The organism is Bacillus paramycoides, assembly GCF_001884235.1.
Classification (GTDB): domain Bacteria; phylum Bacillota; class Bacilli; order Bacillales; family Bacillaceae_G; genus Bacillus_A; species Bacillus_A paramycoides.
Window position 1 is genome coordinate 126,719 of record NZ_MAOI01000069.1, and the last position, 22,228, is coordinate 148,946.

General features: G+C 33.7%; 24 protein-coding genes and 1 pseudogene. 18 read left to right on the plus strand and 7 right to left on the minus strand.

Annotated elements, in window-relative coordinates; translation table 11 throughout:
* Positions 1-90: 90 nt before the first annotated feature.
* Together BAU28_RS13150 and BAU28_RS13155 are read left to right on the plus strand one after the other, a co-directional pair.
* Positions 91-585: pseudogene (locus BAU28_RS13150) on the plus strand (diguanylate cyclase domain-containing protein); the annotation flags it as partial.
* Positions 586-1,210: 625 nt separating this feature from the next.
* A complete protein-coding gene (locus tag BAU28_RS13155; protein ID WP_048374050.1) occupies positions 1,211-1,873 on the plus strand; it encodes a YkyA family protein in 663 nt (220 codons plus the stop codon).
* A 31-nt stretch (positions 1,874-1,904) separates the two neighbouring features.
* Here BAU28_RS13155 and BAU28_RS13160 read toward each other — a convergent pair whose 3' ends face one another.
* Positions 1,905-2,363, minus strand: a complete 459-nt coding sequence (locus BAU28_RS13160; RefSeq protein ID WP_025147723.1) for a YkyB family protein — start codon at positions 2,361-2,363, stop codon at positions 1,905-1,907.
* Positions 2,364-2,540: 177 nt separating this feature from the next.
* On the opposite strand from BAU28_RS13160, the gene BAU28_RS13165 reads away from it, so the two are divergent.
* A complete protein-coding gene (locus tag BAU28_RS13165) occupies positions 2,541-4,079 on the plus strand; it encodes a Ppx/GppA family phosphatase (protein ID WP_071718782.1) in 1,539 nt (512 codons plus the stop codon).
* A 108-nt stretch (positions 4,080-4,187) separates the two neighbouring features.
* Positions 4,188-6,296: a polyphosphate kinase gene (locus BAU28_RS13170; protein WP_071718783.1), complete on the plus strand. Its 2,109-nt coding sequence runs from the start codon at positions 4,188-4,190 to the stop codon at positions 6,294-6,296.
* Positions 6,297-6,434: 138 nt separating this feature from the next.
* Here BAU28_RS13170 and BAU28_RS13175 read toward each other — a convergent pair whose 3' ends face one another.
* Positions 6,435-6,671, minus strand: a complete 237-nt coding sequence (locus BAU28_RS13175; RefSeq protein WP_002173230.1) for a hypothetical protein — start codon at positions 6,669-6,671, stop codon at positions 6,435-6,437.
* Between the two features lie 100 nt (positions 6,672-6,771).
* Positions 6,772-7,629 (minus strand): metallophosphoesterase, encoded by an 858-nt coding sequence (locus BAU28_RS13180; RefSeq protein ID WP_071718784.1) that lies wholly within the window; start codon positions 7,627-7,629, stop codon positions 6,772-6,774.
* Positions 7,630-7,875: 246 nt separating this feature from the next.
* On the opposite strand from BAU28_RS13180, the gene fadH reads away from it, so the two are divergent.
* The 3 genes from fadH to BAU28_RS13200 all read left to right on the plus strand — a co-directional run bounded on the left by fadH (position 7,876) and on the right by BAU28_RS13200 (position 10,785).
* Positions 7,876-8,640, plus strand: a complete 765-nt coding sequence (gene fadH / locus BAU28_RS13185) for a 2,4-dienoyl-CoA reductase (RefSeq protein ID WP_025147727.1) — start codon at positions 7,876-7,878, stop codon at positions 8,638-8,640.
* A 255-nt stretch (positions 8,641-8,895) separates the two neighbouring features.
* Positions 8,896-10,113, plus strand: a complete 1,218-nt coding sequence (locus BAU28_RS13190; RefSeq protein ID WP_071718785.1) for an EAL domain-containing protein — start codon at positions 8,896-8,898, stop codon at positions 10,111-10,113.
* 183 nt (positions 10,114-10,296) lie between these two features.
* The gene (locus tag BAU28_RS13200; RefSeq protein WP_048374044.1) at positions 10,297-10,785 is read left to right on the plus strand and encodes a DUF3993 domain-containing protein; all 489 of its coding nucleotides are present in this window, start codon (positions 10,297-10,299) and stop codon (positions 10,783-10,785) included.
* Between the two features lie 26 nt (positions 10,786-10,811).
* Here the strand turns inward: BAU28_RS13200 and BAU28_RS13205 are convergent, their stop codons facing one another.
* Positions 10,812-11,048, minus strand: coding sequence for a glutaredoxin family protein (locus BAU28_RS13205; protein WP_000717875.1), 237 nt, complete (start codon positions 11,046-11,048; stop codon positions 10,812-10,814).
* 232 nt (positions 11,049-11,280) lie between these two features.
* Here BAU28_RS13205 and BAU28_RS13210 point away from each other — a divergent pair, with 232 nt between their 5' ends.
* From BAU28_RS13210 to BAU28_RS13255, 10 genes are all read left to right on the plus strand, one after another.
* Complete coding sequence (locus BAU28_RS13210) at positions 11,281-11,517, plus strand: YkuJ family protein (RefSeq protein ID WP_000055151.1); 237 nt, start codon at positions 11,281-11,283, stop codon at positions 11,515-11,517.
* A gap of 186 nt (positions 11,518-11,703) precedes the next feature.
* Positions 11,704-11,853, plus strand: a complete 150-nt coding sequence (locus BAU28_RS30420; protein WP_071718787.1) for a hypothetical protein — start codon at positions 11,704-11,706, stop codon at positions 11,851-11,853.
* Between the two features lie 73 nt (positions 11,854-11,926).
* Positions 11,927-12,445 (plus strand): ribonuclease H-like YkuK family protein, encoded by a 519-nt coding sequence (locus BAU28_RS13220; protein ID WP_025147730.1) that lies wholly within the window; start codon positions 11,927-11,929, stop codon positions 12,443-12,445.
* A gap of 127 nt (positions 12,446-12,572) precedes the next feature.
* A complete protein-coding gene (gene abbA / locus BAU28_RS13225; protein ID WP_002173222.1) occupies positions 12,573-12,764 on the plus strand; it encodes an antirepressor AbbA in 192 nt (63 codons plus the stop codon).
* Positions 12,765-12,931: 167 nt separating this feature from the next.
* Positions 12,932-13,375, plus strand: a complete 444-nt coding sequence (gene cbpB / locus BAU28_RS13230) for a cyclic-di-AMP-binding protein CbpB (protein ID WP_002173221.1) — start codon at positions 12,932-12,934, stop codon at positions 13,373-13,375.
* A 177-nt stretch (positions 13,376-13,552) separates the two neighbouring features.
* Complete coding sequence (locus BAU28_RS13235) at positions 13,553-14,437, plus strand: LysR family transcriptional regulator (RefSeq protein ID WP_025147731.1); 885 nt, start codon at positions 13,553-13,555, stop codon at positions 14,435-14,437.
* Between the two features lie 71 nt (positions 14,438-14,508).
* A complete protein-coding gene (gene dapD / locus BAU28_RS13240) occupies positions 14,509-15,231 on the plus strand; it encodes a 2,3,4,5-tetrahydropyridine-2,6-dicarboxylate N-acetyltransferase (protein WP_071718788.1) in 723 nt (240 codons plus the stop codon).
* A gap of 61 nt (positions 15,232-15,292) precedes the next feature.
* Positions 15,293-16,423, plus strand: coding sequence for an N-acetyldiaminopimelate deacetylase (locus tag BAU28_RS13245; protein ID WP_048374042.1), 1,131 nt, complete (start codon positions 15,293-15,295; stop codon positions 16,421-16,423).
* Positions 16,424-16,692: 269 nt separating this feature from the next.
* A complete protein-coding gene (locus tag BAU28_RS13250; RefSeq protein ID WP_071718789.1) occupies positions 16,693-17,559 on the plus strand; it encodes a cytochrome C oxidase assembly protein in 867 nt (288 codons plus the stop codon).
* A gap of 83 nt (positions 17,560-17,642) precedes the next feature.
* Positions 17,643-18,308: a potassium channel family protein gene (locus BAU28_RS13255; RefSeq protein WP_001290442.1), complete on the plus strand. Its 666-nt coding sequence runs from the start codon at positions 17,643-17,645 to the stop codon at positions 18,306-18,308.
* 38 nt (positions 18,309-18,346) lie between these two features.
* Here the strand turns inward: BAU28_RS13255 and rnjA are convergent, their stop codons facing one another.
* Positions 18,347-20,014, minus strand: coding sequence for a ribonuclease J1 (rnjA, locus tag BAU28_RS13260; RefSeq protein WP_000670372.1), 1,668 nt, complete (start codon positions 20,012-20,014; stop codon positions 18,347-18,349).
* 4 nt (positions 20,015-20,018) lie between these two features.
* Entirely contained in the window at positions 20,019-20,231 is a 213-nt protein-coding gene (locus BAU28_RS13265; RefSeq protein ID WP_048374040.1) for a DNA-dependent RNA polymerase subunit epsilon, read from the minus strand.
* Positions 20,232-20,778: 547 nt separating this feature from the next.
* Between BAU28_RS13265 and BAU28_RS13275 the strand changes: the two genes are divergently transcribed.
* Complete coding sequence (locus tag BAU28_RS13275; protein ID WP_048374039.1) at positions 20,779-21,552, plus strand: Cof-type HAD-IIB family hydrolase; 774 nt, start codon at positions 20,779-20,781, stop codon at positions 21,550-21,552.
* Between the two features lie 62 nt (positions 21,553-21,614).
* On the opposite strand, the gene def is transcribed toward BAU28_RS13275, so the two are convergent.
* Positions 21,615-22,169: a peptide deformylase gene (gene def / locus BAU28_RS13280; RefSeq protein WP_048374038.1), complete on the minus strand. Its 555-nt coding sequence runs from the start codon at positions 22,167-22,169 to the stop codon at positions 21,615-21,617.
* Positions 22,170-22,228 lie beyond the last annotated feature (59 nt).

The window sequence follows — 22,228 nt, forward strand, 5'->3', positions numbered from 1 at the left end:
AGAATAGAAAAGGTATACAAGCTTAAGCGAAAATGTGCATCGAATATGTACATTTTTTATTTTGTAGAAAAATATTATTTTTATAGAAACATATATTGGTACGATAAAAGAGCAAGCGTGCGTATGAATGTTGAAGTGGGAGGAATGACGAACAACGATTTTGTCGTTGATTTTTTCAGGAAAGTAGCTGCTTTATCCGAAAGAGATTCTCGTAATATTACAGTGTACATTCTTTCAGTAAAAGAGTGGGATGTAATAAAAGGCACAGTGCAAGAAAAAAAGTTGGATGAGTTAGTCCAAAGAGTGGAGCGTAGAATTGTAAAGACAGTTCGAAAAGGCGATGTAGTTACGAGCTGGGATGAAAATAAATACGTTATTGTAGTAGTTGATAATGGCTATGAAAAATCAACAATAACAAATCGATTAATCAAAAATATTCAAAATGAAATAGCAAATGATTTACTAAGTGTTACTTTACTATTTGGCGCTGCTAGTTATCCGGGAGAAGGGAAAACTTTTGAAGAGTTGTTAAGAAAGGCACAAAATCAATTGTATAATTATAGAAATTCGCAAGGTGATGAGTGAAGCTTTGATATGAAGAAGTATGATATGAAGAAATTTCCCTGTAATATTTTTTTGTTTTTTGTTACAAAAAACATTTTTTTGTAACAAAATCCTTTAAAAATATATGTAATCAGCATATAATTATGTTGGATGTGTCAATGCATTTTGCACAATGCGTTTTATTTTAAAAGTGTAGAGGAAAATAAGCTCTACACTTTTCCTTTTTAGGAAATTAAAAGAATATTTGTAAGTTGTTGCGAGATAACCTTTGTACTGTGTAAAATGGACAAAGAGATTATTTGATAGAAAGCGGAAAGGGAATGATGGAATGATAGACGTGAGAGACCAACAATCATCTTTTATCAGGTGAATTATTATAGTTGTTCTTGCAGTTATTAAAACTGAGGTAAATTCCTTTGTGTTTGAAGCTATTACATAATTTGAAACTACTAAATAATACAGATGTAGAAACGAAAAACGTAATTTTAAGTACTAAATTTGTGCAAGCAAAGAGAGAAGCTGTACAAGCATGATAAATAATTATTGATGATCTTCGTAAAAAGATGTGAGAGTGAAAGAGATGAAGGATTTATACATTTTGTATGGGATTTTTGGCGCGATGATCGTTTATTAATAGGAGGAATAGATGTTGAAATATAATAAATTAGCAATTGTAACTGCATTATCAATGACTTTACTAGCTGGTTGTTTCGGTCCGAAACCAGAAGAGGAACTATATGTTGCATTTGAGAATGCTGCCAAGCAAGAAAAAACAATGTTTGAAGATGCGAAAAAGCTTGAATCATTAGAGAAAGAAGGACAAGCATTATATAATCAAATTGTTCAAGAAGGAAAAGATAATAATCAGGCTGTTAAGGAAAAGCTTGATCAAGCAGTGAAAAATACAGATGAACGAGAAAAAGTTCTTATTAAAGAAAAAGATGCGTTAAATAAAGCGCAAGAAGAAGTGAAATCGGCTGATAAGTATGTGGGGAAAATTGAAGATAATAAATTAAAAGACCAGGCGGATAAAGTAAAGAGTACTTATGAGAAACGACATGATTCATTCAAAAAAATGTATGATAGTTATAATAAATCTTTAAAGCAAGAAAAAGAATTGTATACAATGCTACAAGATAAAGGGACAAAATTAAAAGATATTAGTGAGAAAGTAAAGACAGTAAACCAATCTTATAAGGATATTGAGCAAGAAAAAGATAAGTTTAATGAATATACAAAATCATATAATACAGAAAAAGTTGCATTCTATAAGCAAGCAAATATTAAAATTAAAGAAGATAAAAAATAAAACAGTTTGGCCTATATTAGGCCAAACTGTTTTATTTTTTTGTATAGGTACGGCTATACCATGGAACTGGTTCGCTTAATTTTTTTTCTTGTTTTACTGCTTCCGGACCAATATAATCTTGAAGTGTTTTTTTTGCAATAGTTAAAGATAAGGTTGTTTTCGGATTTCGATAGGAGGATTCAAGATGACCAAGATGTGGTAGGGTGCGAAAATCATCTTTCGTAGGAGGGATATGGAAAAAATAATCACCTAAACGTATGAGAACATCAGATTGTTGTTGACTAAAACGCGGATTTCTAGAAAAATGTAATCCTTCTTTGATAGCTTTTTTTTCAGCAATGAGACGTTCTAAAGCGGTCTTTTTTAACCAGTATAAGTATTTAGGATTAGTTGCAGCTTTAGCATGTCGATTCACAACGAAAATAGATTGAGCTAGTCTGTTAATAGAATGTTGGTTATGTAATTGAGATTGTGGTTGTGAAGGTTTCATATTGAATCTCCTTTCAAGTTTTCCTTATTATAACATAAATAAAATAGGTTTTTATTATATGCAAAAAGTGATTGTATATATTTTCAATATTAAAGCAATATTGTTACAAAAAACAACTATTTTGTATAATAGTGATAGAATATGTTTTAGAAATTTGATAATGAAAGAGTGAGAAGTTTGAAAGAAATATTAAAACAACAATATGCCATTATAGACATAGGCTCCAATACAATGCGTTTAGTTATTTATGAAAAACAAAACGGTGGTTTTTATAAAGAGATTGAAAATACGAAAGTAGTTGCTAGGCTAAGAAATTATTTAGTCAATGGTGTATTAATTGAAGAGGGAATAGAAGTGTTGTTACAAACATTATTTCAATTTCAAGAAAGTACACGATTCTATAAGTTACATCATGTACTTTGTGTTGCAACGGCAACAATTAGACAGGCTGAGAATAAAGATGAAATTAAAAAACTTGTTGAAGGACAAACAGATTTTACTCTTAGAGTTTTATCAGAATATGAAGAAGCACGTTATGGTTATTTAGCAGTTATGAATTCTACTTCGTTTTCAGAAGGAATTACAGTTGATATCGGTGGGGGAAGTACAGAAGTTACATACTTCCGTAATAGAGAAATTTTAGAATACCACAGCTTTTCTTTTGGAGCACTTTCTTTAAAGCAACAATTTATTCAAGATAATATTCCTACTACAGAGGAGTTAGATGAGATTAGAAGCTATTTATGTAGTCAATTCCGAACGCTACCATGGATAATCGATAAAAAATTGCCACTTATCGCAATTGGGGGTAGTGCGAGGAACATGGTGAAAATCCATCAAAATTTAATTTGTTATCCTATAGCTGGACTACATTTATACAAAATGAAAGAAGAAGATATTAAAAATGTGAAAGATGAATTAAAACAATTATCATTCATAGAACTTCAAAAATTAGAAGGATTAGCAAAAGATCGAGCAGATACAATTATTCCAGCTGTCGAAGTATTTCATACGCTTGTTAATGTTATACAGGCACCAGCTTTTGTATTAAGCAAAAAAGGATTAAGAGAAGGTGTTTTCTATGAAGAATTAACGAAAGATTTGGGGATTTCATACTATCCGAATGTAGTGGAAGAAAGTTTACATTTATTATCATATGAATACGAATTAGATATGGAATTTGTTATTCAACTTATTAAACTAGGAACATTAATCTGCAAACAACTTGAAGGAGCTGGACTCATTTCTATGTCAGCGAAAGACTGGGAAATATTCCATCAAGCAGCAAAAGTATTTAATATTGGAAAATATATAGATGAAGAAGCGAGCCGTTTACATACGTTTTACTTACTAGCCAACAAAACAATTGATGGTATGATGCATAAAGATCGAGTTAGATTAGCACTTATAGCTTCTTATAAATCAAAAATGTTATTTAAACAGCATTTGGCACCGTTTGAAGGGTGGTTTGATAAAAGTGAACAAAAGAAAATTCGATTATTAGGGGCTGTATTACAATTTTCGGCTGCTTTAAATGTGAGACAAAGGCCGCTTATTGAAACGATATCTATAACGGAAAGTAAAGAAGGTTTAACATTCAGGATTTTATGTGAACAATCGGCATTAGCGGAAAAAGTCCAAGCGGAAAAACAAAAAAAACAGCTAGAAAGAGTATTAAAAATGAATATTAACTTATTATTCGAATTAAAACAATAAATGGTACGGATGTCTTTACAAAAAATTAACACTTTAGAATATTGTAATTTGATAAAATAAAAGGAACTAAATTATATTAAAAAAGTTTCAAAGGGAAGTGTGAAGAGAATGGAATTGCTAAAGGGGAATTTAGTAAATTTAAATGATACAGCTTATTATAATAATCGTGAATTAAGCTGGCTAGCGTTTAATGAACGTGTACTACAAGAAGCACAAGATGAAAATAATCCACTTTTAGAAAGATTAAAGTTTATTAGTATTTTCAGTTCAAATTTAGATGAATTTTTTATGGTGCGTGTAGCAGGTTTGAAAGATCAAGTAAGTGCCGGATTTAATCAGCCAGAAAATAAGGCAGGTTTAACACCGAAGAAACAGTTAAATAAGATTGCGATAAAAGCTCATGAGTTAATGACTGTGCAGTATAACACGTTTAAAAATTATGTATTACCAGCGCTTGAACTAGAGGGGATTGAGCGTTTAACATTCCATGATTTGACGAAAGAGCAAAGGGAATTTATCGAGGAGTATTTCGATGAACAAATATTTCCAGTTTTAACCCCTGTTGCTATTGATGCGTATCGTCCATTTCCGATGTTATTAAATAAAAGTTTGAATTTAGCTACTATTTTATATGATGAGAAGCAAGCTGAGGAAGAAAATCGTACGAAGTTAGGAATTGTACAAGTACCTTCATTACTTGAGCGTTTCATATTTTTACCGAGTGAAGGACAAAAGCATAAATTTATTTTATTAGAAGATGTAATTAGTGGTTTTACCCATAAGTTATTCACAGGATATAAAGTATCGCCTGTTACTCGTTTTCGTATTACACGTAATGCGGACTTAACAATTCATGAAGAAGGTGCACGCGATTTATTAAAAGTAATTGAAAAAGAATTGAAAAAGCGTAAGTGGGGAGCCGCCGTTCGTTTAGAGGTCGGTAAAGAACACATTGATGAAAGAGTATTGGCGTTACTATATGAGGTGTTGGAAGTAAAAGATGAAGATGTGTACATGATGGATGGACCGCTAGATTTAACATGTTTATTCTCCTTATATAAAAAATTAGCGCCTTTATATGAGCATCTTGTATATCCAGCCCTTATTCCTCAACCTCCTCAAGATTTAGGTGATGAGGAAGATGTATTTGAAAAAGCGATAGAACATGATATTTTATTACACCATCCATTTGAGTCGTTTCAGCCAGTTGTTGATTTTGTCCGTGATGCGGCAGAGGACTCGAATGTACTTGCGATTAAACAAACATTATATCGTGTAAGTGGAGACTCCCCAATAATTCAGGCCTTGAAGGTGGCGGCTGAAAAAGGAAAACAAGTGACGGTATTGGTTGAATTAAAGGCGAGGTTTGATGAAGAGAATAATGTTCATTGGGCTAAAGAACTGGAACAGGCTGGATGTCATGTTATTTACGGAGTAAGTCACTTGAAAACGCATAGTAAAATCACACTTGTTGTAAGGAGAAAAAACGGGAAAATCGAAAGGTTTGTACATCTTGGAACAGGAAATTATAATGATGCAACAGCGAAGTTGTATACTGATTTTGGATATATTACATCGCGAAAAGACTTTGGTGTAGATGCAACGAATTTCTTTAATTATTTGAGTGGTTATACAACGAAACCGCATTTTCATCATCTATCTGTTGCACCGTTTGATATAAGAGAGCAATTTATGGACTTAATAGATGAGGAAATCCGTTATCATAGACAATATGGAAATGGATATATTATCGCTAAGATGAATTCGTTAACAGATAAACCATTAATAAAAAAAATGTATGAAGCATCACAAGCTGGGGTTAAGGTAGAGCTCATCGTTAGAGGGACATGTTGTTTAAGGCCTGGGATTCCAAATGTAAGTGAAAATATTCGTGTAGTTAGTGTTGTTGGAAGATATTTAGAACATAGTCGTATTTATTATTTCCATCATAATGGCGATGAAAAAATATATTTATCTTCAGCTGATTTGATGACGCGAAATATGGAAAAACGAGTAGAAATATCCTTCCCAATTTTAGATATTGAAATGAAAGCGAGAATAAAGGCAATTTTACAGCTTATTTTAGCTGATAACGTGAAAACACGTGAACAAAATAAAGATGGTGACTATTACTACATAATTAATAGTAGTATAGAAGAAATTGATAGCCAAGTGAACTTATTTAAGATGGCGTATCAAAATACAGACGCTGAATAATGAAAATATAGTAAAAACCTCTTAATACAATTAAGAGGTTTTTACTTTTTTCTCTATCATATGTTCCATAAATGGAAGAATGAGTAGAGAGAATAGTTTTTATTATAGGCGTGTGATGAATCGGTTCGTTGGTTTAAATTAATAATAGAATGGTTGTTGACAAGGCCCTCCGTAACAAGGAAAAGGTGCTGGTGGTGGGAAAGGTGGTGGATATGGCGGATAAAACGGTCTAGGGCCGAAAGCTAATGCTCCACCGAGCAATCCTCCAGCAATTCCAGCTAGAAATGGAACGCCGAAAAATGGAAAGAAGCGTGAGTCGCCTACTGGACCAATAGGTGCTGAACGAACTGGGACTGGCTGATAATATGGATACATGAACAAACCTCCTTTACTGGACTCACTTTTATCATATGGTGAACCAAGCGTGGATGAGCGCGTACAAGAAAGGATGTATAAGAAAATAGGCAAATATATGTTACGAATGTTGTAGGGTAAAAAGCGTAATTTCAGGTTTAGCCATAAAGCGGAATGGGACACGTGTTCTTCCGAGACCTCGATTGACATAGAGAGTCAAATTTCGAAGGTTATAGAAACCTTCAATGTAGTATTTCGCGAGAGCTGGGGTAATAATAGCGCCTAAAAAAGGAAGTTGTACTTGTCCACCGTGGCTATGACCAGAAAGTTGAAGATTGATTGGATATGTAGCGATTTGTGGTGCGATATCTGGCTCGTGAACAAGAACAATTGTATAAATATTTTGCTGGGCACGTTGTAATGTTTCCTCTATTTTTGGCTTGCCTAGTAGTATATCATCGATTCCAAAAATGGAAATTTCACTATTATCCAATAAACGAATTCGTGTTTCTTTATTTTGTAAAAGTTCAAAACCAGATTCACGCATGATGTGATCATAGTATTCAGTTCCATATCCGCCGTGGTCGTGGTTTCCATAAATAGAAAATTTACCGAATGGTGCTTTTATATTTTTTAAGATGGATGCAACAAAAGGAGCTTCAGTATATGTTTGGTAGTTGTCAATAAGATCACCAGTAAAAAGGACAATATCTGGATTTTCGGCATTGATTTTGGAAACGATTTGAGATAGGTGTTGGAGTGAGAAATAGTATCCAAGATGTAAGTCACTAAATTGAAGGATCTTCATACCGTGAAAACTTCTTGGTATGAGTGGTGATTTAAGTGTGTGCTTTGTAAAAGAGACGCAATGTGGTTCTATATATTTCGCATAATAATAGCCGATGCTAGCGGTTATAAGTGAATATAGACAAGTGCGTATTCCAGACTTTAAAAATTTCCTTCTTGTAATTTGCTTCATAATAATGTGAGTATACCTATCAGGTTTACAGCAAATGTATGTATTCCATATACAGGTTACTCGAATCTCCTTTCAGTTTGTTTTTTTTAATATATTTTAGACTCGAGAAAAGTAGTATAGATTAAGAAAAATAGAAGAGAAAGAAATTTCTCTACATTAAAATATCAGAAAAATTTAAAAATATAAAGATTTCTATCAAATTAAATGATAAAATGAATGTGTATTCATTTTTGGGAGGGGATGTAATTGAAAGAAAAAGTAGTTATTATAACAGGTGGATCAAGTGGAATGGGAAAAGGAATGGCGACTCGTTTTGCAAAAGAAGGGGCACGAGTTGTTATTACAGGGCGTACGAAAGAAAAGCTAGAAGAAACAAGGTTAGAGATTGAACAGTTCCCAGGGCAAGTATTACCTGTACAAATGGATGTACGAAATACCGATGATATTCAAAGAATGATTGAACATATTGATGAGAAGTTTGGACGAATTGATATTCTAATAAATAATGCAGCTGGAAATTTTATTTGTCCAGCAGAGGATTTATCTGTGAATGGCTGGAATGCTGTCATTAATATTGTATTAAATGGAACGTTCTATTGTAGCCAAGCTGTTGGGAAGTATTGGATTGAGAAAGGTATAAAAGGAAATATCATTAACATGGTGGCAACATATGCATGGGATGCAGGCCCAGGAGTCATTCATTCAGCTGCAGCAAAGGCTGGAGTATTAGCAATGACGAAAACGCTTGCTGTTGAGTGGGGACGTAAATATGGAATACGAGTTAACGCTATCGCACCAGGACCAATTGAACGCACAGGTGGTGCCGATAAATTATGGATTTCAGAAGAAATGGCTAAGCGTACATTGCAAAGTGTTCCACTTGGTAGACTGGGTACACCAGAAGAAATTGCGGGTCTAGCTTATTATTTATGTTCAGATGAAGCTGCATACATAAATGGAACTTGTATGACAATGGATGGTGGTCAACATTTGCATCAATATCCATTTTAAAAGGGATAAAAAAATGAATGATTTATTCATTTCTTTGTGGTAAAATATGACGAAATTGTGACATGTGAAAGAAAAGTGTTTACAAGAGGGGATATATACGTTATATTTAAGACCTCTTTTTTCTTCATAGTAGAATTGCTAATTCCCCTTAGCATTTTACCCCTCTAATCCCTTCAGGAACACTGAAGGGATTTTTTATTATTTTTCCGTAAATATCGTGTTATAATTTTTGAAAAGTAAAGGGAGGGAAGCACGTTGATAGATGCATTAGATGTAATGAGTAACTTGGATAAAGTCCTTCCTTATTATCAAGCTATTTTTAGTGCTGATGAGCATACAGTAATTGGATATGAAGTTGTAGGACGTATTCAAACAGAAGAGGGCATACAAAGTTTAGCCTCTTTCTTTCATGATGATTCTATTCCGAGTGAGTTCCAACTTGAAGCAGATAACAATATTGTAGAAAAAGCTTTACATAGGTATTTAGAAAGCGATCAAAAATTATTATTGTTTATACATCGGAATGCTAATGTATTAATGAATGATGAAGATGAAAGTTTGCTTCAACTTTTGTTGATGTATGAAAAAAAAGGTTTAAACTTGAAGCGCATTGTTTTAGAGATAACAGAACACGAATGTAAAGAAGATATAGAACAATTTAATCATTTATTAATGTATTATCGTACATACGGTATTCAAATTTCGATTAATAAAGTTGGAACAGGTACAAGTAATTTAGAGCGTATTAGCGTGTTAGCGCCGGATATTTTAAAAGTAGATTTAACAAATTTAAGGCAAACTGCACTTTTACAATCTTATCAAGATATTTTATATTCCCTATCATTACTTGCAAGAAGAATTGGGGCAACATTGTTATATGAAGAAATAGATGCTTTTTATCAACTGCAATATGCTTGGAAAAACGGTGGTAGATATTATCAAGGTAATTATTTGAAAGAATGTTTACCAGATTTTATTGAAACAAATGTTTTAAAAGAGCGACTTGGTAATGAATGTCACCAATTTATTCAGCATGAAAAGAAGAAATTGCAAAAAATTTATAATTTAACAGAGATGTTACGTAATCAAATTGGAGATGTTTTATCCAAACAAAAAAAGAATGAAGATATAAATGATTGGTTATTACAGTTTAGTCAAAGTGTATCACAATATAGTTTCCGGATATTTATTTGTAATGAAGATGGTTTTCAGCAATCTGGTAATATCATGAAAAAAGATGGTGAATGGATCATTATGCCAGAGTATTATATGAAGAACTGGAGTTGGCGTCCGTATTTTCTAGAGAATATAATGAAAATGCGTTTTGAGAATAAGGCAAGACTTTCAGATTTATATGCTGATATCGAAACTGGTGAAATGGTACGAACATTTTCTTTCCCAATTGATGATGAAAACTTTTTATTTATAGATTTATCTTATGAATATTTATATGAAGAAGATGTTTTATTTTAATGCACGAAGAGATTCGTGCATTTTTTTTGTTTGTTTTTATCATAAATTGGTAATAGTGAAAATGATGATGAAAATGCTGTCTATCGTTGTAAAGATTTTACGAACGAAATCATCCCTTTCTTTGCATAATCATTGTTACAATGAATACTACAAAGACAAGCTCTTTAAAGGGAAGGTGAAAAAATGAGGAAATATGGAATATGGTTTGTTCTATTTGTATGTGTTGCCTTTCTAGTTGGCTATAGTGTCACAACTGTTTTAGGAAAAGAAGAAGTAAAAGTTGATCGGAAAGAAGTATTTACAACGATACAAAAAGGGTATGAGACACAATTTTCAATCCGTGGGAAGCATTTACCAATGAATAGGATGATAGAGACGTTATCACCGTATTTTACAGATAATTTCCTTCAAGTTTTTACAGATGAAAACAGTAGAAATGATAAGCAGAGTGGTGAATATTTACTTCCGGCAAAAGAAGCTCCTTTCTCCTTTAGTTCAGAAACAAAAATGTCTTATGATGAAGAGCATAAAAATTTATATGTATATGAGCGGGCGAAAAATGGACAATATCAAATTGTGACATTGCAAAAGGACAACGGGAAATGGAAATTAGCAGGGTATCATGAAAGTCAGGAACTTTTGACTGAAATAAAAAGGTTGCAACAATTATAAAAATAGGAATAGGTGTCTTCCTATTCCTATTCTATATTTAATAACTGCTGTAATTTTTCGATTTGAAAACCTGCGACAACTTCTCCGTCAATTACAACTGTTGGAGTTGAATAGGAGTCATAGTCATATAAAAGGCGATTGCGAGCGGCAGCGTCTTTTTTTACGTCAAATTCTTCATATGCAACGTTATTATGTTTTAAAAATTCTTTCACAATGACACATGGCGGACAATCTGGTTGTGTATAAACCTCAATTTTTTTCATTGTAATTCCTCCCTTTTTCTGTTTTTTATTATATTCTGCCGGTATAAAAATCGCAATAAAGAAGAGAAAAGATGAACTTTCTTCTTTTTACTTCGTATTTCGACAAATTTTAGTTGAGTTTCTGGTCAAGAACCTTTATCCTAGAGTGTGGAACATTTTTTCTGTTATGACGGATAGAATGAGTATTGCTGTAAAACCTATTGGTAGGAAGATCAGAGAAAGGAGAGATTTCATGTCTCTACTCCAAGGAATTTTAACTCGACTTGTTAGTCTACAAGAACAAGCTGAAAGCGGTGAAGTAGCACAACGCTATTTTGAAGTGAACGGTGAGCGCAAATGTAGCGTGAAATTTTTCGATAAAAGTGAAATGTATGAGTTAGAAGTGTATCAACAAGGTGAAAAACCTCAAGTGTATCAATTCGATAACATCGACATGGTTGCAATTGAGATTTACGATATCATTTCTTGATACATATAAAAAAGGTACTACCAAATGGTAGTACCTTTTTTAGTTATATTACTTAAAAAGCTATACAGGTAGTGAAAATCGCATTTTTAGTCCCGATCATATAAAGGAGTTTTTACAAACGTACATGTATAGGAATTTTTTGTTTTTCCTACAATGGTAGTAAATATAAAATAGGAGGTGTGAAGAATGGAACGCTTACCGATTGTTATTTGTCCGAATTGCCACAATCACGCTGAAATTATTCATGTATTAACCGCCCAGTCTAATCAAAATGTAATTTATACGTGTAGGTTTTGTCATTATGTAATTCAAAATATTGAAACGAATAAAGGGTAGTAGTTATAATTCTTGTTTTTGTCCCATACAATGAGAATACGAAAAGTCTGTCTAATTGAAAGGACGTGACTATGTGGACGGTGAGCATACATTTTATAATGTTTCAGAGAGACATTTGAATTTTGATATGGTCTTTAACCGCATTTGCAGTTTCATTGAAAAGGATCCACGAAATTTATATCGATTATCTATTGGGACAGACTCACAAGCGCATCAAAAGGATACGAGGTTTATTACAGCGATACATATTCATCGGGTTGGAAAAGGAGCATGGGGATGTTTGCACCATAAATCAGTAAAAAACAAGCCAGCAACATTGCGTGAGAAAATATATTTAGAAACACAGTTTAGTCAAGAAATCGCCTGTCTATTTACTCCCAATCGTATACAAACAATATGGGATTTATTGCACCCATATGCTCAAGAAGGGGCAGGGTTCATAATGGAAATTCATTTAGATATCGGGAATGATGGTTTAACAAAAGAATTTATTTTAGATATGACGATGAAAATTCAAGCAATGGGATTAACCGCAAAAATTAAACCGGATGCTTATGCGGCGTTTAGTTATGCAAATCGATATACTAAATAGTACGAAACGATTTCTATATATTTGCGGCTTTTAAATGCAATTACCGAAAACTGAATATTACATCTATTAAATAAGCTGAAAATTTTATATAATAAGAGTGACGATGTGAGTGTAAGGAGAGGAGTATATGGAAAAGGAATTAATTTTGACAAAAGAAGAAGAAAGTTTATTACTAGATATTCTGTTTCAGCAAAATTACGCGAGCGAAATTTTAGCTGTCGAGCTTACAGATATTGAGAATGGTTTAAAAAAGACAGATGTGACACAATATAAAAAAATAACAAGATTATTTTACCGATTAAAAAATAAAGGGTATTAAGCGCTACCGGAATGGTAGTCTTTTTTTTGTGTTGTATGCTAAAATGGCTGTGTATCTTTATTTTTATTAGAATAACGTAAGGACAAAATAATAATGTGAAAACGCTATCATAAAATGTGAATAGGATCGAGAATATTAGCAGGAAAAAGGAAAATGGGGGATGTAACATGATTAGTATTCCGAAAGACGAGTTTCAACAAATTCTTGTGAAGGATTTAATGATTTCATCAGAGAAGGTAGCACACGTCCAAATAGGGAATGGTTTAGAACATGCTTTACTTGTTCTTGTGAAATCTGGATATTCGGCGATTCCTGTTCTAGATCCTATGTATAAATTACATGGGTTAATTAGTACTGCTATGATTTTAGACGGTATTTTAGGGTTAGAGCGCATTGAGTTTGAAAGACTTGAGAATATGAAAGTGGAACAAGTGATGAAGGAAGATATTCCAGTTCTTATGTTAGAAGATTCCTTTGCAAAAGCTTTAGAAATGACAATTGATCATCCTTTTATTTGCGCTGTCAATGAAGAAGGATACTTTGAGGGGATTTTAACACGTCGAGCTATTTTAAAATTGTTGAATAAAAAAGTGAGACAGCATAATCGATAACGTGAAAAAAGTGACTTCATAGAAAAGAAGAAGTCACTTTTTTTCGTGCATATCAGTTGTGTATGTATTATATTTAAAAAGACATAAAACATAAGAAAAGTTTGAACTGAAAAATCGTTCTTCTGTATAAAAGTATTTAATTAAATTAAGGATGAAAAGCTTATTGAAATTAGGTGTATGGAAGCTAAGGAAAGAGGGAGAAAGTTGCAAATTGATGATTTTCAAATGATGGTTGTGTTAGCTCAGGAATCAAATATGAGAAAAGCGGCGGAACGTTTATTTGTTTCCCAACCTGCGCTTAGCCAACGATTACAATCTATGGAGAAACAATGGGGAATGAAATTTTTTATCCGTTCACAAAAAGGATTGACAATTACACCTGAAGGGGAAAAAGTCGCAAATTATGCAAAAGAAATGTTGCAAAAGGAAGAGGATATAAAAAGTGAACTGGCTGTTTTTAGAACAGAAACTTACGGAACGCTAAAGATAGCTGTTGCGTCAGTCATTGGTCAATATTGGCTTCCGCCTGTTTTGAAAAAATTTGTGCATAAGTATCCTTCTGTGAAGATATCTCTATTCACTGGCTGGAGTAGTGAAGTTCAAAAGCAATTTTATGAAGGGGACGTTCACGTCGCTATATTAAGAGGATCGCAAGAATATAAAGGACAGAAGCAACAATTGTTTGAAGACGAATTATATTTAGTTGATAAAGAAATAAAAGATATTTCGATGTTAAAAGAGACGAATAGACCATTTATTCAATTTAAAAGTGACTCGACCTACTATGGACAAATACAAAATTGGTGGTATGGGTTATTTTCTAATCCACCTAAACGGACGATTGTAGTTGACCAAATTGAAACGTGCAAACAGCTCGTTTTAAATGGTATAGGTTATGCTCTTTTACCTTCGACGGTTTTAAAAGAAGTGCAGGAAAATATGTATAAAACACCTGTTCAATTAACGAGAGAAACATGGTTATTGACGAGTGACTCAGCAAGACAATTGAAGCAAGTGCAAGCATTTTTAGAAATTATAGAAGAAATTCAAATGGAAAAATAAGATTATTGTCTTGCTACTGGCCCTATCGTTTGGTAGAGTAACATTATAAATGGATTTAGGAGGCAACAAGAATGAAAATGATGGACGCTAACGAAATTATTTCGTTTATTCAAAAAAGTGAAAAGAAAACTCCTGTAAAGGTATACATAAAAGGGGATTTAAAAGAAGTAACATTCCCTGAAACAGTACAAGCATTTGTAAGTAAAAAATCAGGTGTTTTATTCGGAGAATGGTCTGAAATTAAGACAATTCTTGAAGAAAATAAAAAGCACATCGTTGACTACGTTGTAGAAAACGACCGTCGTAATTCTGCAATTCCGATGCTTGATTTAAAAGGTATTAAAGCTCGTATCGAGCCAGGTGCGATTATTCGTGATCATGTTGAAATTGGTGACAATGCAGTTATCATGATGAATGCAACAATTAACATCGGTGCTGTAATTGGTGAAGGTTCTATGATCGACATGAACGCAGTACTTGGTGGACGTGCAACAGTTGGTAAAAATTGTCACGTAGGTGCAGGTGCTGTACTTGCAGGTGTTATTGAGCCGCCTTCTGCAAAGCCAGTTATCGTTGAAGATGATGTTGTAATTGGTGCAAATGTAGTTGTTTTAGAAGGTGTAACAGTAGGTAAAGGTGCAGTTGTAGCAGCAGGAGCTGTTGTAACAGAAGATGTGCCTCCATATACAGTTGTTGCGGGAACTCCAGCACGTGTAATTAAAGAAATTGATGAGAAGACAAAAGCAAAAACTGAAATTAAACAAGAGCTTCGTCAATTAAACCCAGAGAAATAAAAAACAAAAAGCGTAAGAGCATAAATGGGCTCTTACGCTTTTTATAGATAGAGGTGCAAAAATGACAGTAAGCAAATTTGTCAAAATTCGTAGAGATTTACATAAGATCCCGGAAATTGGATTTAAAGAATGGAAAACACAACAATATATTTTAGATTACATAGGAACTCTCCCTAATGAATATTTAGAAGTGAAGACATGGAAGACAGGTGTAATCGTTAAAGTAAATGGGGAAAATCCAGAGAAAATAATAGGCTATCGCGCAGATATAGATGGTTTACCAATTACAGAGGAAACAGGGTATGAGTTTGCTTCTGTTCATGAAGGAATGATGCATGCATGTGGGCATGATTTGCATACGACAATTGGTTTAGGCCTTCTAACAGCAGCTGTAAGCGAAAGAATAGATGATGATATTGTGTTTATATTCCAACCAGCAGAAGAAGGGCCAGGTGGTGCTCTTCCTATGTTAGAAAGCGAAGAGCTAAAAGAATGGAAGCCGAATATAATTCTTGGTCTTCATATTGCGCCAGAATACCCTGTTGGGACAATTGCAACCAAAGAGGGGTTATTATTTGCCAATACATCAGAGTTATATGTTGATTTAAAAGGGAAAGGTGGACATGCTGCATATCCGCATACAGCAAATGATATGATTGTTGCAGCAAGTCATCTCGTTACACAACTTCAATCAGTTATTAGTCGTAATGTGAACCCTCTTGACAGTGCTGTAATTACAATTGGGAAAATCACAGGCGGTACAGTTCAAAACATCATCGCGGAAAAATCTCGTTTAGAAGGAACGATTCGTACACTATCCGTTGAGTCAATGAAACGTGTTAAAAGTCGAATTGAGGCAATTGTCGCGGGTATAGAAGCTTCTTTCCAATGCGAAGCTGTTATTGACTATGGAGCAATGTATCATCAAGTGTATAATCATGAAGAGTTAACGAGAGAGTTTATGCAATTTGTAGGTGAACAAACAGATATGGATGTCATTACATGCACTGAGGCAATGACAGGTGAAGATTTTGGCTATATGCTTCGAGAGATACCTGGATTTATGTTTTGGCTTGGAGTAAATTCAGAACATGGTTTACATCATGCGAAATTAAAACCAGACGAAGAAGCTATTGAGCAAGCAATAGCATTTTTAGATCAATATGTGAAGTGGAAAGGAAATAGAAAGTAAACTTACTTGCTAACTTTGCAAAAGTTTAGAGTAGGCGCCTCTTAGTTCCGAGACGAAAACATCTTTCATATTTGTTAGTGTTAGACAAATTCATACAAATGGATGAAGTGAAATTTAGCGTATTAATAATGAGCAGGGGGAAGCCGCTGCTCATTATTAATTCTCGCTAATAGGGAAGATAATTGTTTAACTACCGTATATATGTTTACTTTTAGTATAAAAAGTGTGTAAAATCAATGTGATACATAGAAAAAAGGGTGGGGAATTACGTGCAAATTAGCAGTGCGATTTTATGTTTCGTCTTATATGCATATGTTATTATTGCGGCGGTTTATTTTGGGATAAGTTTTTACGCCTATCGTTTAGCGAATAATAGTGAATATGAAGAAACATATAAATGGGTGAAAAGATATTTATCACCTGTACTAGAAATTATGAATGGATTTGTTCTTTTTTTATTTATTGGATTAATTGCTTTCTCAACTAGTTTAGTAGGGAATAAGACTACATTATTTGTACTAGGTATCATTATTTTTATGCTATTAGGAATTCGGATTGGTAATACGGTGTTTTGGAATGAAAGAAAAATAGATGGTTGGACAGGCATGTTAATTCCATGTATGCTAGCTGCGATCGTGACGAATATAGAACATGAATATTATCAATTACATTTTTGGCTTATCATTGTTTTAACAATCCTCTCTGTTTTGTATATAAGTACTGTCGTGCTAACATACATTGCAAATGAAAAAGGAGATACAAAAGGTACACGCTTCTTTAGAGGACGTGCATTATTATGGAGTGTGCCAACAATGGCAGTTATAGGAATTATTGCGATATTAGTAAATGGATATCAATTTTCTAATTGGCAACTGTTTTTAGAAAATTGGTGGATCTTCATTGTTTCGTTTATAGCCTTTTTAGGTGCAACGCATTATTTATTCCATCAACATCATTACATATTGGCACTGTTATTCGCATTTACACAACTTTTATTTGCTTTTTTTGGACAAGAAACATTATTGTTCGTTTTTGAAACATTTAGTTCGTTTGGAAATATATTTGTATTCGGTATGTTAATTTTCAGTATCGCATTTTATTTACAACAGTATTTTTATGTGCAAAAACAAAAATAAGGATTATATACAGGTTTTTGTAGCAAATATAAAGTATGTTACAATAAAACCACATAGTACTTGATGTTATTGGAGGAATTCCTGTGAGTGAAAAAGAGAAAGAATTTGCTGTCATTGGGCTTGGGCGTTTTGGTGGAAGTATTTGCCGCGAACTAGCGCAATTAGGTATGGAAGTAATGGCAATTGATTCAGATGAAGATAAAATTAATGAGTTTGCAAATATTGCTTCGCATGCTGTAATTGCGGATTCAACAGATGAGATGGTATTAAAAAGTCTTGGTATCCGTAACTTTGACCATGTGGTCGTTGCTATTGGAGATAATTTAAATTCAAGTATTTTAACAACGTTAATTTTGAAAGAATTAGGTGTGAAAAATATTACTGTGAAAGCTCAAAATGACTACCATGAAAAAGTGTTAAGTAAAATAGGGGCAGATCATATTGTGCATCCAGAACGAGATATGGGAAAAAGGATTGCTAATAATATCGCATCAAGTAATGTGTTAGATTACCTAGAGCTTTCAGATGAACATAGTATTGTAGAGATTATTGCAAATAAGAAAATTGATGGGCACTCTTTAATTGAATTAGATATTCGTGCGAAGTTTGGTTTGAATATTGTAGCAATTAAACGTGGTAAAGAAGTTATCGTATCTCCTCGAGCTACAGAAAATATTCAAGCAGGAGATATATTAATTGTAATTGGTCATGACGATGAAGTAGATCGTTTTAAGCATTTTTTAAGATAAGAGAAAAGGACAATGCCAAGAAGGCATTGTCCTTTTTCTTATATTTCCATAATGATTGGTAAAATCATTGGACGACGTTTCGTTTTTTCATATAGGAATGGTGCTAATGTGTCTGTAATCTCATTTTTAATTTCAGACCATTGTGTTGTTTTTCGCTCCATTACTTTTTCTAAATGTGTTGTAATTAATGTTTGAGCATCATTGATTAAATCGCTGCTTTCACGCATATAAACGAAACCACGTGAGATGATATCAGGTCCTGCTGCAACTTTAAATTCTTTCATATCAATGCTTACAACTACAATAACAAGTCCTTCTTCAGAAAGAATGCGACGATCACGTAATACGATATTACCGATATCCCCAATACCGTTTCCATCAATATAGACAGAACCAGATGGGATTTTTCCAGCTACGCTTGCTTCGTCAGAACGTAAAGCAAGAACATCTCCATTATCCATAATGAAACAATTTTCTTCTGGAATACCACAATCATTAGCTAATTTCATATGCATACGTTGCATACGGTACTCACCATGAATTGGCATGAAATATTTCGGCTTAATAAGACGTAGCATCAACTTCTGTTCTTCTTGTCCACCGTGTCCACTCGTATGAATATTTGAGAGTTTACCATGGATGACATCAGCGCCAGCGCGGTACAACATGTTAATTGTACGACTTACGCTAATTGTATTGCCTGGGATTGGTGAAGAAGAGAAAACAACTGTATCGCCAGGGATAATTTGAATTTGACGATGCGTACCATTAGCAATACGTGAAAGTGCTGCCATCGGCTCACCTTGACTACCTGTACATAAAATAACAACTTTATTAGCTGGTAGGCGGTTTAGCTGAGACGTATCTATGAATGTATCCTTTGGACATCGTATATAACCAAGGTTTTGTCCGATTTCAATAGCAGCTTCCATACTTCGACCGAAAACAGCCACTTTACGATTGTTTTCAACAGCAGCCTCAACAACTTGTTGTAAGCGATGTATATTCGATGCAAAGGTTGCGAATATAATACGACCTTCTACTTTGCGGAATATATCTTGAATACTATCACCAACGCGGCGTTCAGACATCGTAAAGTTCGGAACTTCACTGTTTGTACTATCAGATAGGAGACAAAGTACACCGTCTTTTCCGATTTCGGCCATTTTAGTTAAATCTGCTGGCTCACCGACTGGTGTGAAATCGAACTTGAAATCACCAGTATGAACGACCTGTCCTTGAGGTGTTTTCACAACAACTCCGTATGAATCTGGAATACTGTGTGTTGTACGGAAGAAGGAAACAGATGTTTTTTTGAATTTTATAACATCATCTTCTTGAATTTCATAAAGTTTCGCTTTACGAAGCAATCCGTGCTCTTCTAATTTGTTTTTAATTAGGGCAATTGCTAATTTACCGCCGTAAATCGGAATGTTCACTTGACGTAATAGGTAAGGGATTCCACCAATATGATCTTCGTGACCATGTGTAATGAATAATCCTTTAATTTTATCTTCGTTTCGCACAAAATAAGTGTAATCTGGTATTACATAATCGATTCCGAGGAGTTCGTCTTCTGGAAATTTAATTCCAGCGTCAATTATAATAATTTCATCTTGAAATTGAACAGCATATGTATTTTTGCCGATTTCACCAAGTCCACCGAGAGCAAAAACAGCAGCCTGATCATTTTTTAGGAATTTCATATGATTATACGATCTCCGCTAATATTAAATCAGCGTTTTGTTTTTCATATTCAAGATGAGCACCAGTAACAGACTGAACAAACTCGATATTATATGCGAACTTTTGTAATTTTTTACGAACATCCTTTTCAGACGTAGCCTCTAAATATAAAACTTTTGTATTTTCACGTACTGGGACCTCAGTTAATTTTTCTTGATAAAATACTTTAAAAATCATTTGGAAAACCTCTCCTTGTCTATGTTTTGCATTATCTGTTACTTATTATAAAGCAAACAGTCACGATTTTCATGTTTTTTCGAATGAGAATGAAGAAAAAGCCCGAAATGGGCACAATTTAAGCGATTGTCTTTTTACGGACTAGATCATTTAAATAACGCTTGAGCTTTTTCTTCAGCTTCTTCAGCATGATTACTCCTTCCTTTCCTTATTTGAAACATGCATATTACTAGTGATAACTTCGCCCTCCGTACAAGAAAGAAGATTAGAAGTGAATTATGAATCTTGTCCTTTCAAGTACAGTGTAAGTTATCTTGTAGTAACGATTAGTAGCCGTTAGTTATAGCTATAGTATGAGAAAGAATGGAAAAGAAAATTCATCCGAACAAGTATCCACATTTTTTACTAATAGTATATGCGTATTCCATAAATAAGGTCAGAAAGTGAACGCTTTCTTCACAGATGTTTAATATGTTATACTTTTTTTTGGATTTTGAAAAGTGATAACCAAAATAGGAATATAGAGTGCCAGAAAGGATTTTGACAAATGAATGATAAAATTGTCTTTTTTGATATTGATGGAACATTATTAGATCATGATAAAAAAATTCCGCAATCTACACGAGATGCAGTACGACATTTACAAGAAAAAGGCGTGCATGTAGCAATTGCGACAGGACGTGCTCCATTTATGTTTGAAGATATTCGGAAGGAACTTAATATTCATAACTATGTCAGTTTTAATGGACAGTACGTTGTGTTTGAAGATGAGGTGATATTTAACAATCCATTACATCCAGCTGCTCTACATAAGTTTACTGAGTTTGCAAAAAAAGAAGGATATCCCCTTGTATATCTTGATCATCAAGAAATGAAAGCGACAGTAGAATATCATGATTATGTGAAAGAGGGGTTTGGGAGCTTACACTTTAAGCATCCAGCATATGAGCCTGAGTTTTATGAGGAACGCGATATATATCAAACGCTTCTTTTTTGTGAAGTAAATGAAGAAGAAAAGTTTATTCATCAGTATCCGGATTTTCATTTTATACGTTGGCATGCATATTCAATGGATATTATTCCTAATGGTGGTTCTAAGGCAAAAGGAATTGAGAAATTTATTGAGAAATTAGGGTTTAACCGTGAACAAGTATATGCATTTGGGGACGGATTAAATGATTTAGAAATGATTGAAGCAGTAGGAACAGGAATTGTGATGGGGAATGGTCATGAGGACTTGAAAAAACTAGCTAATTATGTGACAAAAGATGTTAGTGAAGACGGTATTTATCATGGGTTGAAATGGGCTGGGTTGTTGTAAGTGGATATGGAACCCATTTCATATAAGTAAAAAGGCGGAAGTTAAATCTTCCGCCTTTTTACTTATCGCTCTAGAGGTTTTGAATCATCAGGAGCTGCAAATGGATTGTCTTTATTAATATGGTCATAGAACATAACACCATTTAAATGGTCGATTTCATGTTGGAATACAATTGCCGGTAACCCTTTTAATCGTAGTTTTACGTCTTCACCGTTAATAGTTGTGGCTCTCACCGTAATCCTTGTGTAACGAGGAACATAACCAGATACTTCACGGTCTACAGATAGACACCCTTCACCACTTGGTAAATGTGTACGTTCAACAGAATGACTAATAATTTTTGGATTAAATAATGCGTAACTATATAACGTATCATTTGTATCGGTCACATGAACAGCGATCATTTTCTTTGAAACACCGATTTGCGGAGCTGCTAATCCTATTCCAGGGCGCAAATTATATTTTTCAGCCATTTCAGGGTCTTGGCTATTTATTACAAATTCGATCATTTCTTTAAGGGTATTTGTATCTTCTTCGCTCGCTGGTAATGAAACTTCTTCAGCGACTTCTCGCAAAATAGGATTTCCTTCGCGAATTACATCATTCATTGTAAGCATATGTAATCTCTCCTTTCTTCTTTAGTCTACCAAAGGAGATAAAAAAAGTCATCGGCAAG

What these genes read in the sequence shown, in the direction of transcription:
- BAU28_RS13155 (WP_048374050.1), top strand. Translation starts at nt 1,211, where the DNA reads ATGTTGAAATATAATAAATTAGCAATTGTAACTGCATTATCAATGACT.
- BAU28_RS13160 (WP_025147723.1), bottom strand. Translation starts at nt 2,363, where the DNA reads ATGAAACCTTCACAACCACAATCTCAATTACATAACCAACATTCTATT.
- BAU28_RS13170 (WP_071718783.1), top strand. Translation starts at nt 4,188, where the DNA reads ATGGAATTGCTAAAGGGGAATTTAGTAAATTTAAATGATACAGCTTAT.
- BAU28_RS13175 (WP_002173230.1), bottom strand. Translation starts at nt 6,671, where the DNA reads ATGTATCCATATTATCAGCCAGTCCCAGTTCGTTCAGCACCTATTGGT.
- BAU28_RS13180 (WP_071718784.1), bottom strand. Translation starts at nt 7,629, where the DNA reads ATGAAGCAAATTACAAGAAGGAAATTTTTAAAGTCTGGAATACGCACT.
- BAU28_RS13200 (WP_048374044.1), top strand. Translation starts at nt 10,297, where the DNA reads ATGAGGAAATATGGAATATGGTTTGTTCTATTTGTATGTGTTGCCTTT.
- BAU28_RS13205 (WP_000717875.1), bottom strand. Translation starts at nt 11,048, where the DNA reads ATGAAAAAAATTGAGGTTTATACACAACCAGATTGTCCGCCATGTGTC.
- BAU28_RS13210 (WP_000055151.1), top strand. Translation starts at nt 11,281, where the DNA reads ATGTCTCTACTCCAAGGAATTTTAACTCGACTTGTTAGTCTACAAGAA.
- BAU28_RS30420 (WP_071718787.1), top strand. Translation starts at nt 11,704, where the DNA reads ATGGAACGCTTACCGATTGTTATTTGTCCGAATTGCCACAATCACGCT.
- abbA (WP_002173222.1), top strand. Translation starts at nt 12,573, where the DNA reads ATGGAAAAGGAATTAATTTTGACAAAAGAAGAAGAAAGTTTATTACTA.
- cbpB (WP_002173221.1), top strand. Translation starts at nt 12,932, where the DNA reads ATGATTAGTATTCCGAAAGACGAGTTTCAACAAATTCTTGTGAAGGAT.
- BAU28_RS13235 (WP_025147731.1), top strand. Translation starts at nt 13,553, where the DNA reads ATGGAAGCTAAGGAAAGAGGGAGAAAGTTGCAAATTGATGATTTTCAA.
- dapD (WP_071718788.1), top strand. Translation starts at nt 14,509, where the DNA reads ATGAAAATGATGGACGCTAACGAAATTATTTCGTTTATTCAAAAAAGT.
- BAU28_RS13245 (WP_048374042.1), top strand. Translation starts at nt 15,293, where the DNA reads ATGACAGTAAGCAAATTTGTCAAAATTCGTAGAGATTTACATAAGATC.
- rnjA (WP_000670372.1), bottom strand. Translation starts at nt 20,014, where the DNA reads ATGAAATTCCTAAAAAATGATCAGGCTGCTGTTTTTGCTCTCGGTGGA.
- BAU28_RS13265 (WP_048374040.1), bottom strand. Translation starts at nt 20,231, where the DNA reads ATGATTTTTAAAGTATTTTATCAAGAAAAATTAACTGAGGTCCCAGTA.
- BAU28_RS13275 (WP_048374039.1), top strand. Translation starts at nt 20,779, where the DNA reads ATGAATGATAAAATTGTCTTTTTTGATATTGATGGAACATTATTAGAT.
- def (WP_048374038.1), bottom strand. Translation starts at nt 22,169, where the DNA reads ATGCTTACAATGAATGATGTAATTCGCGAAGGAAATCCTATTTTGCGA.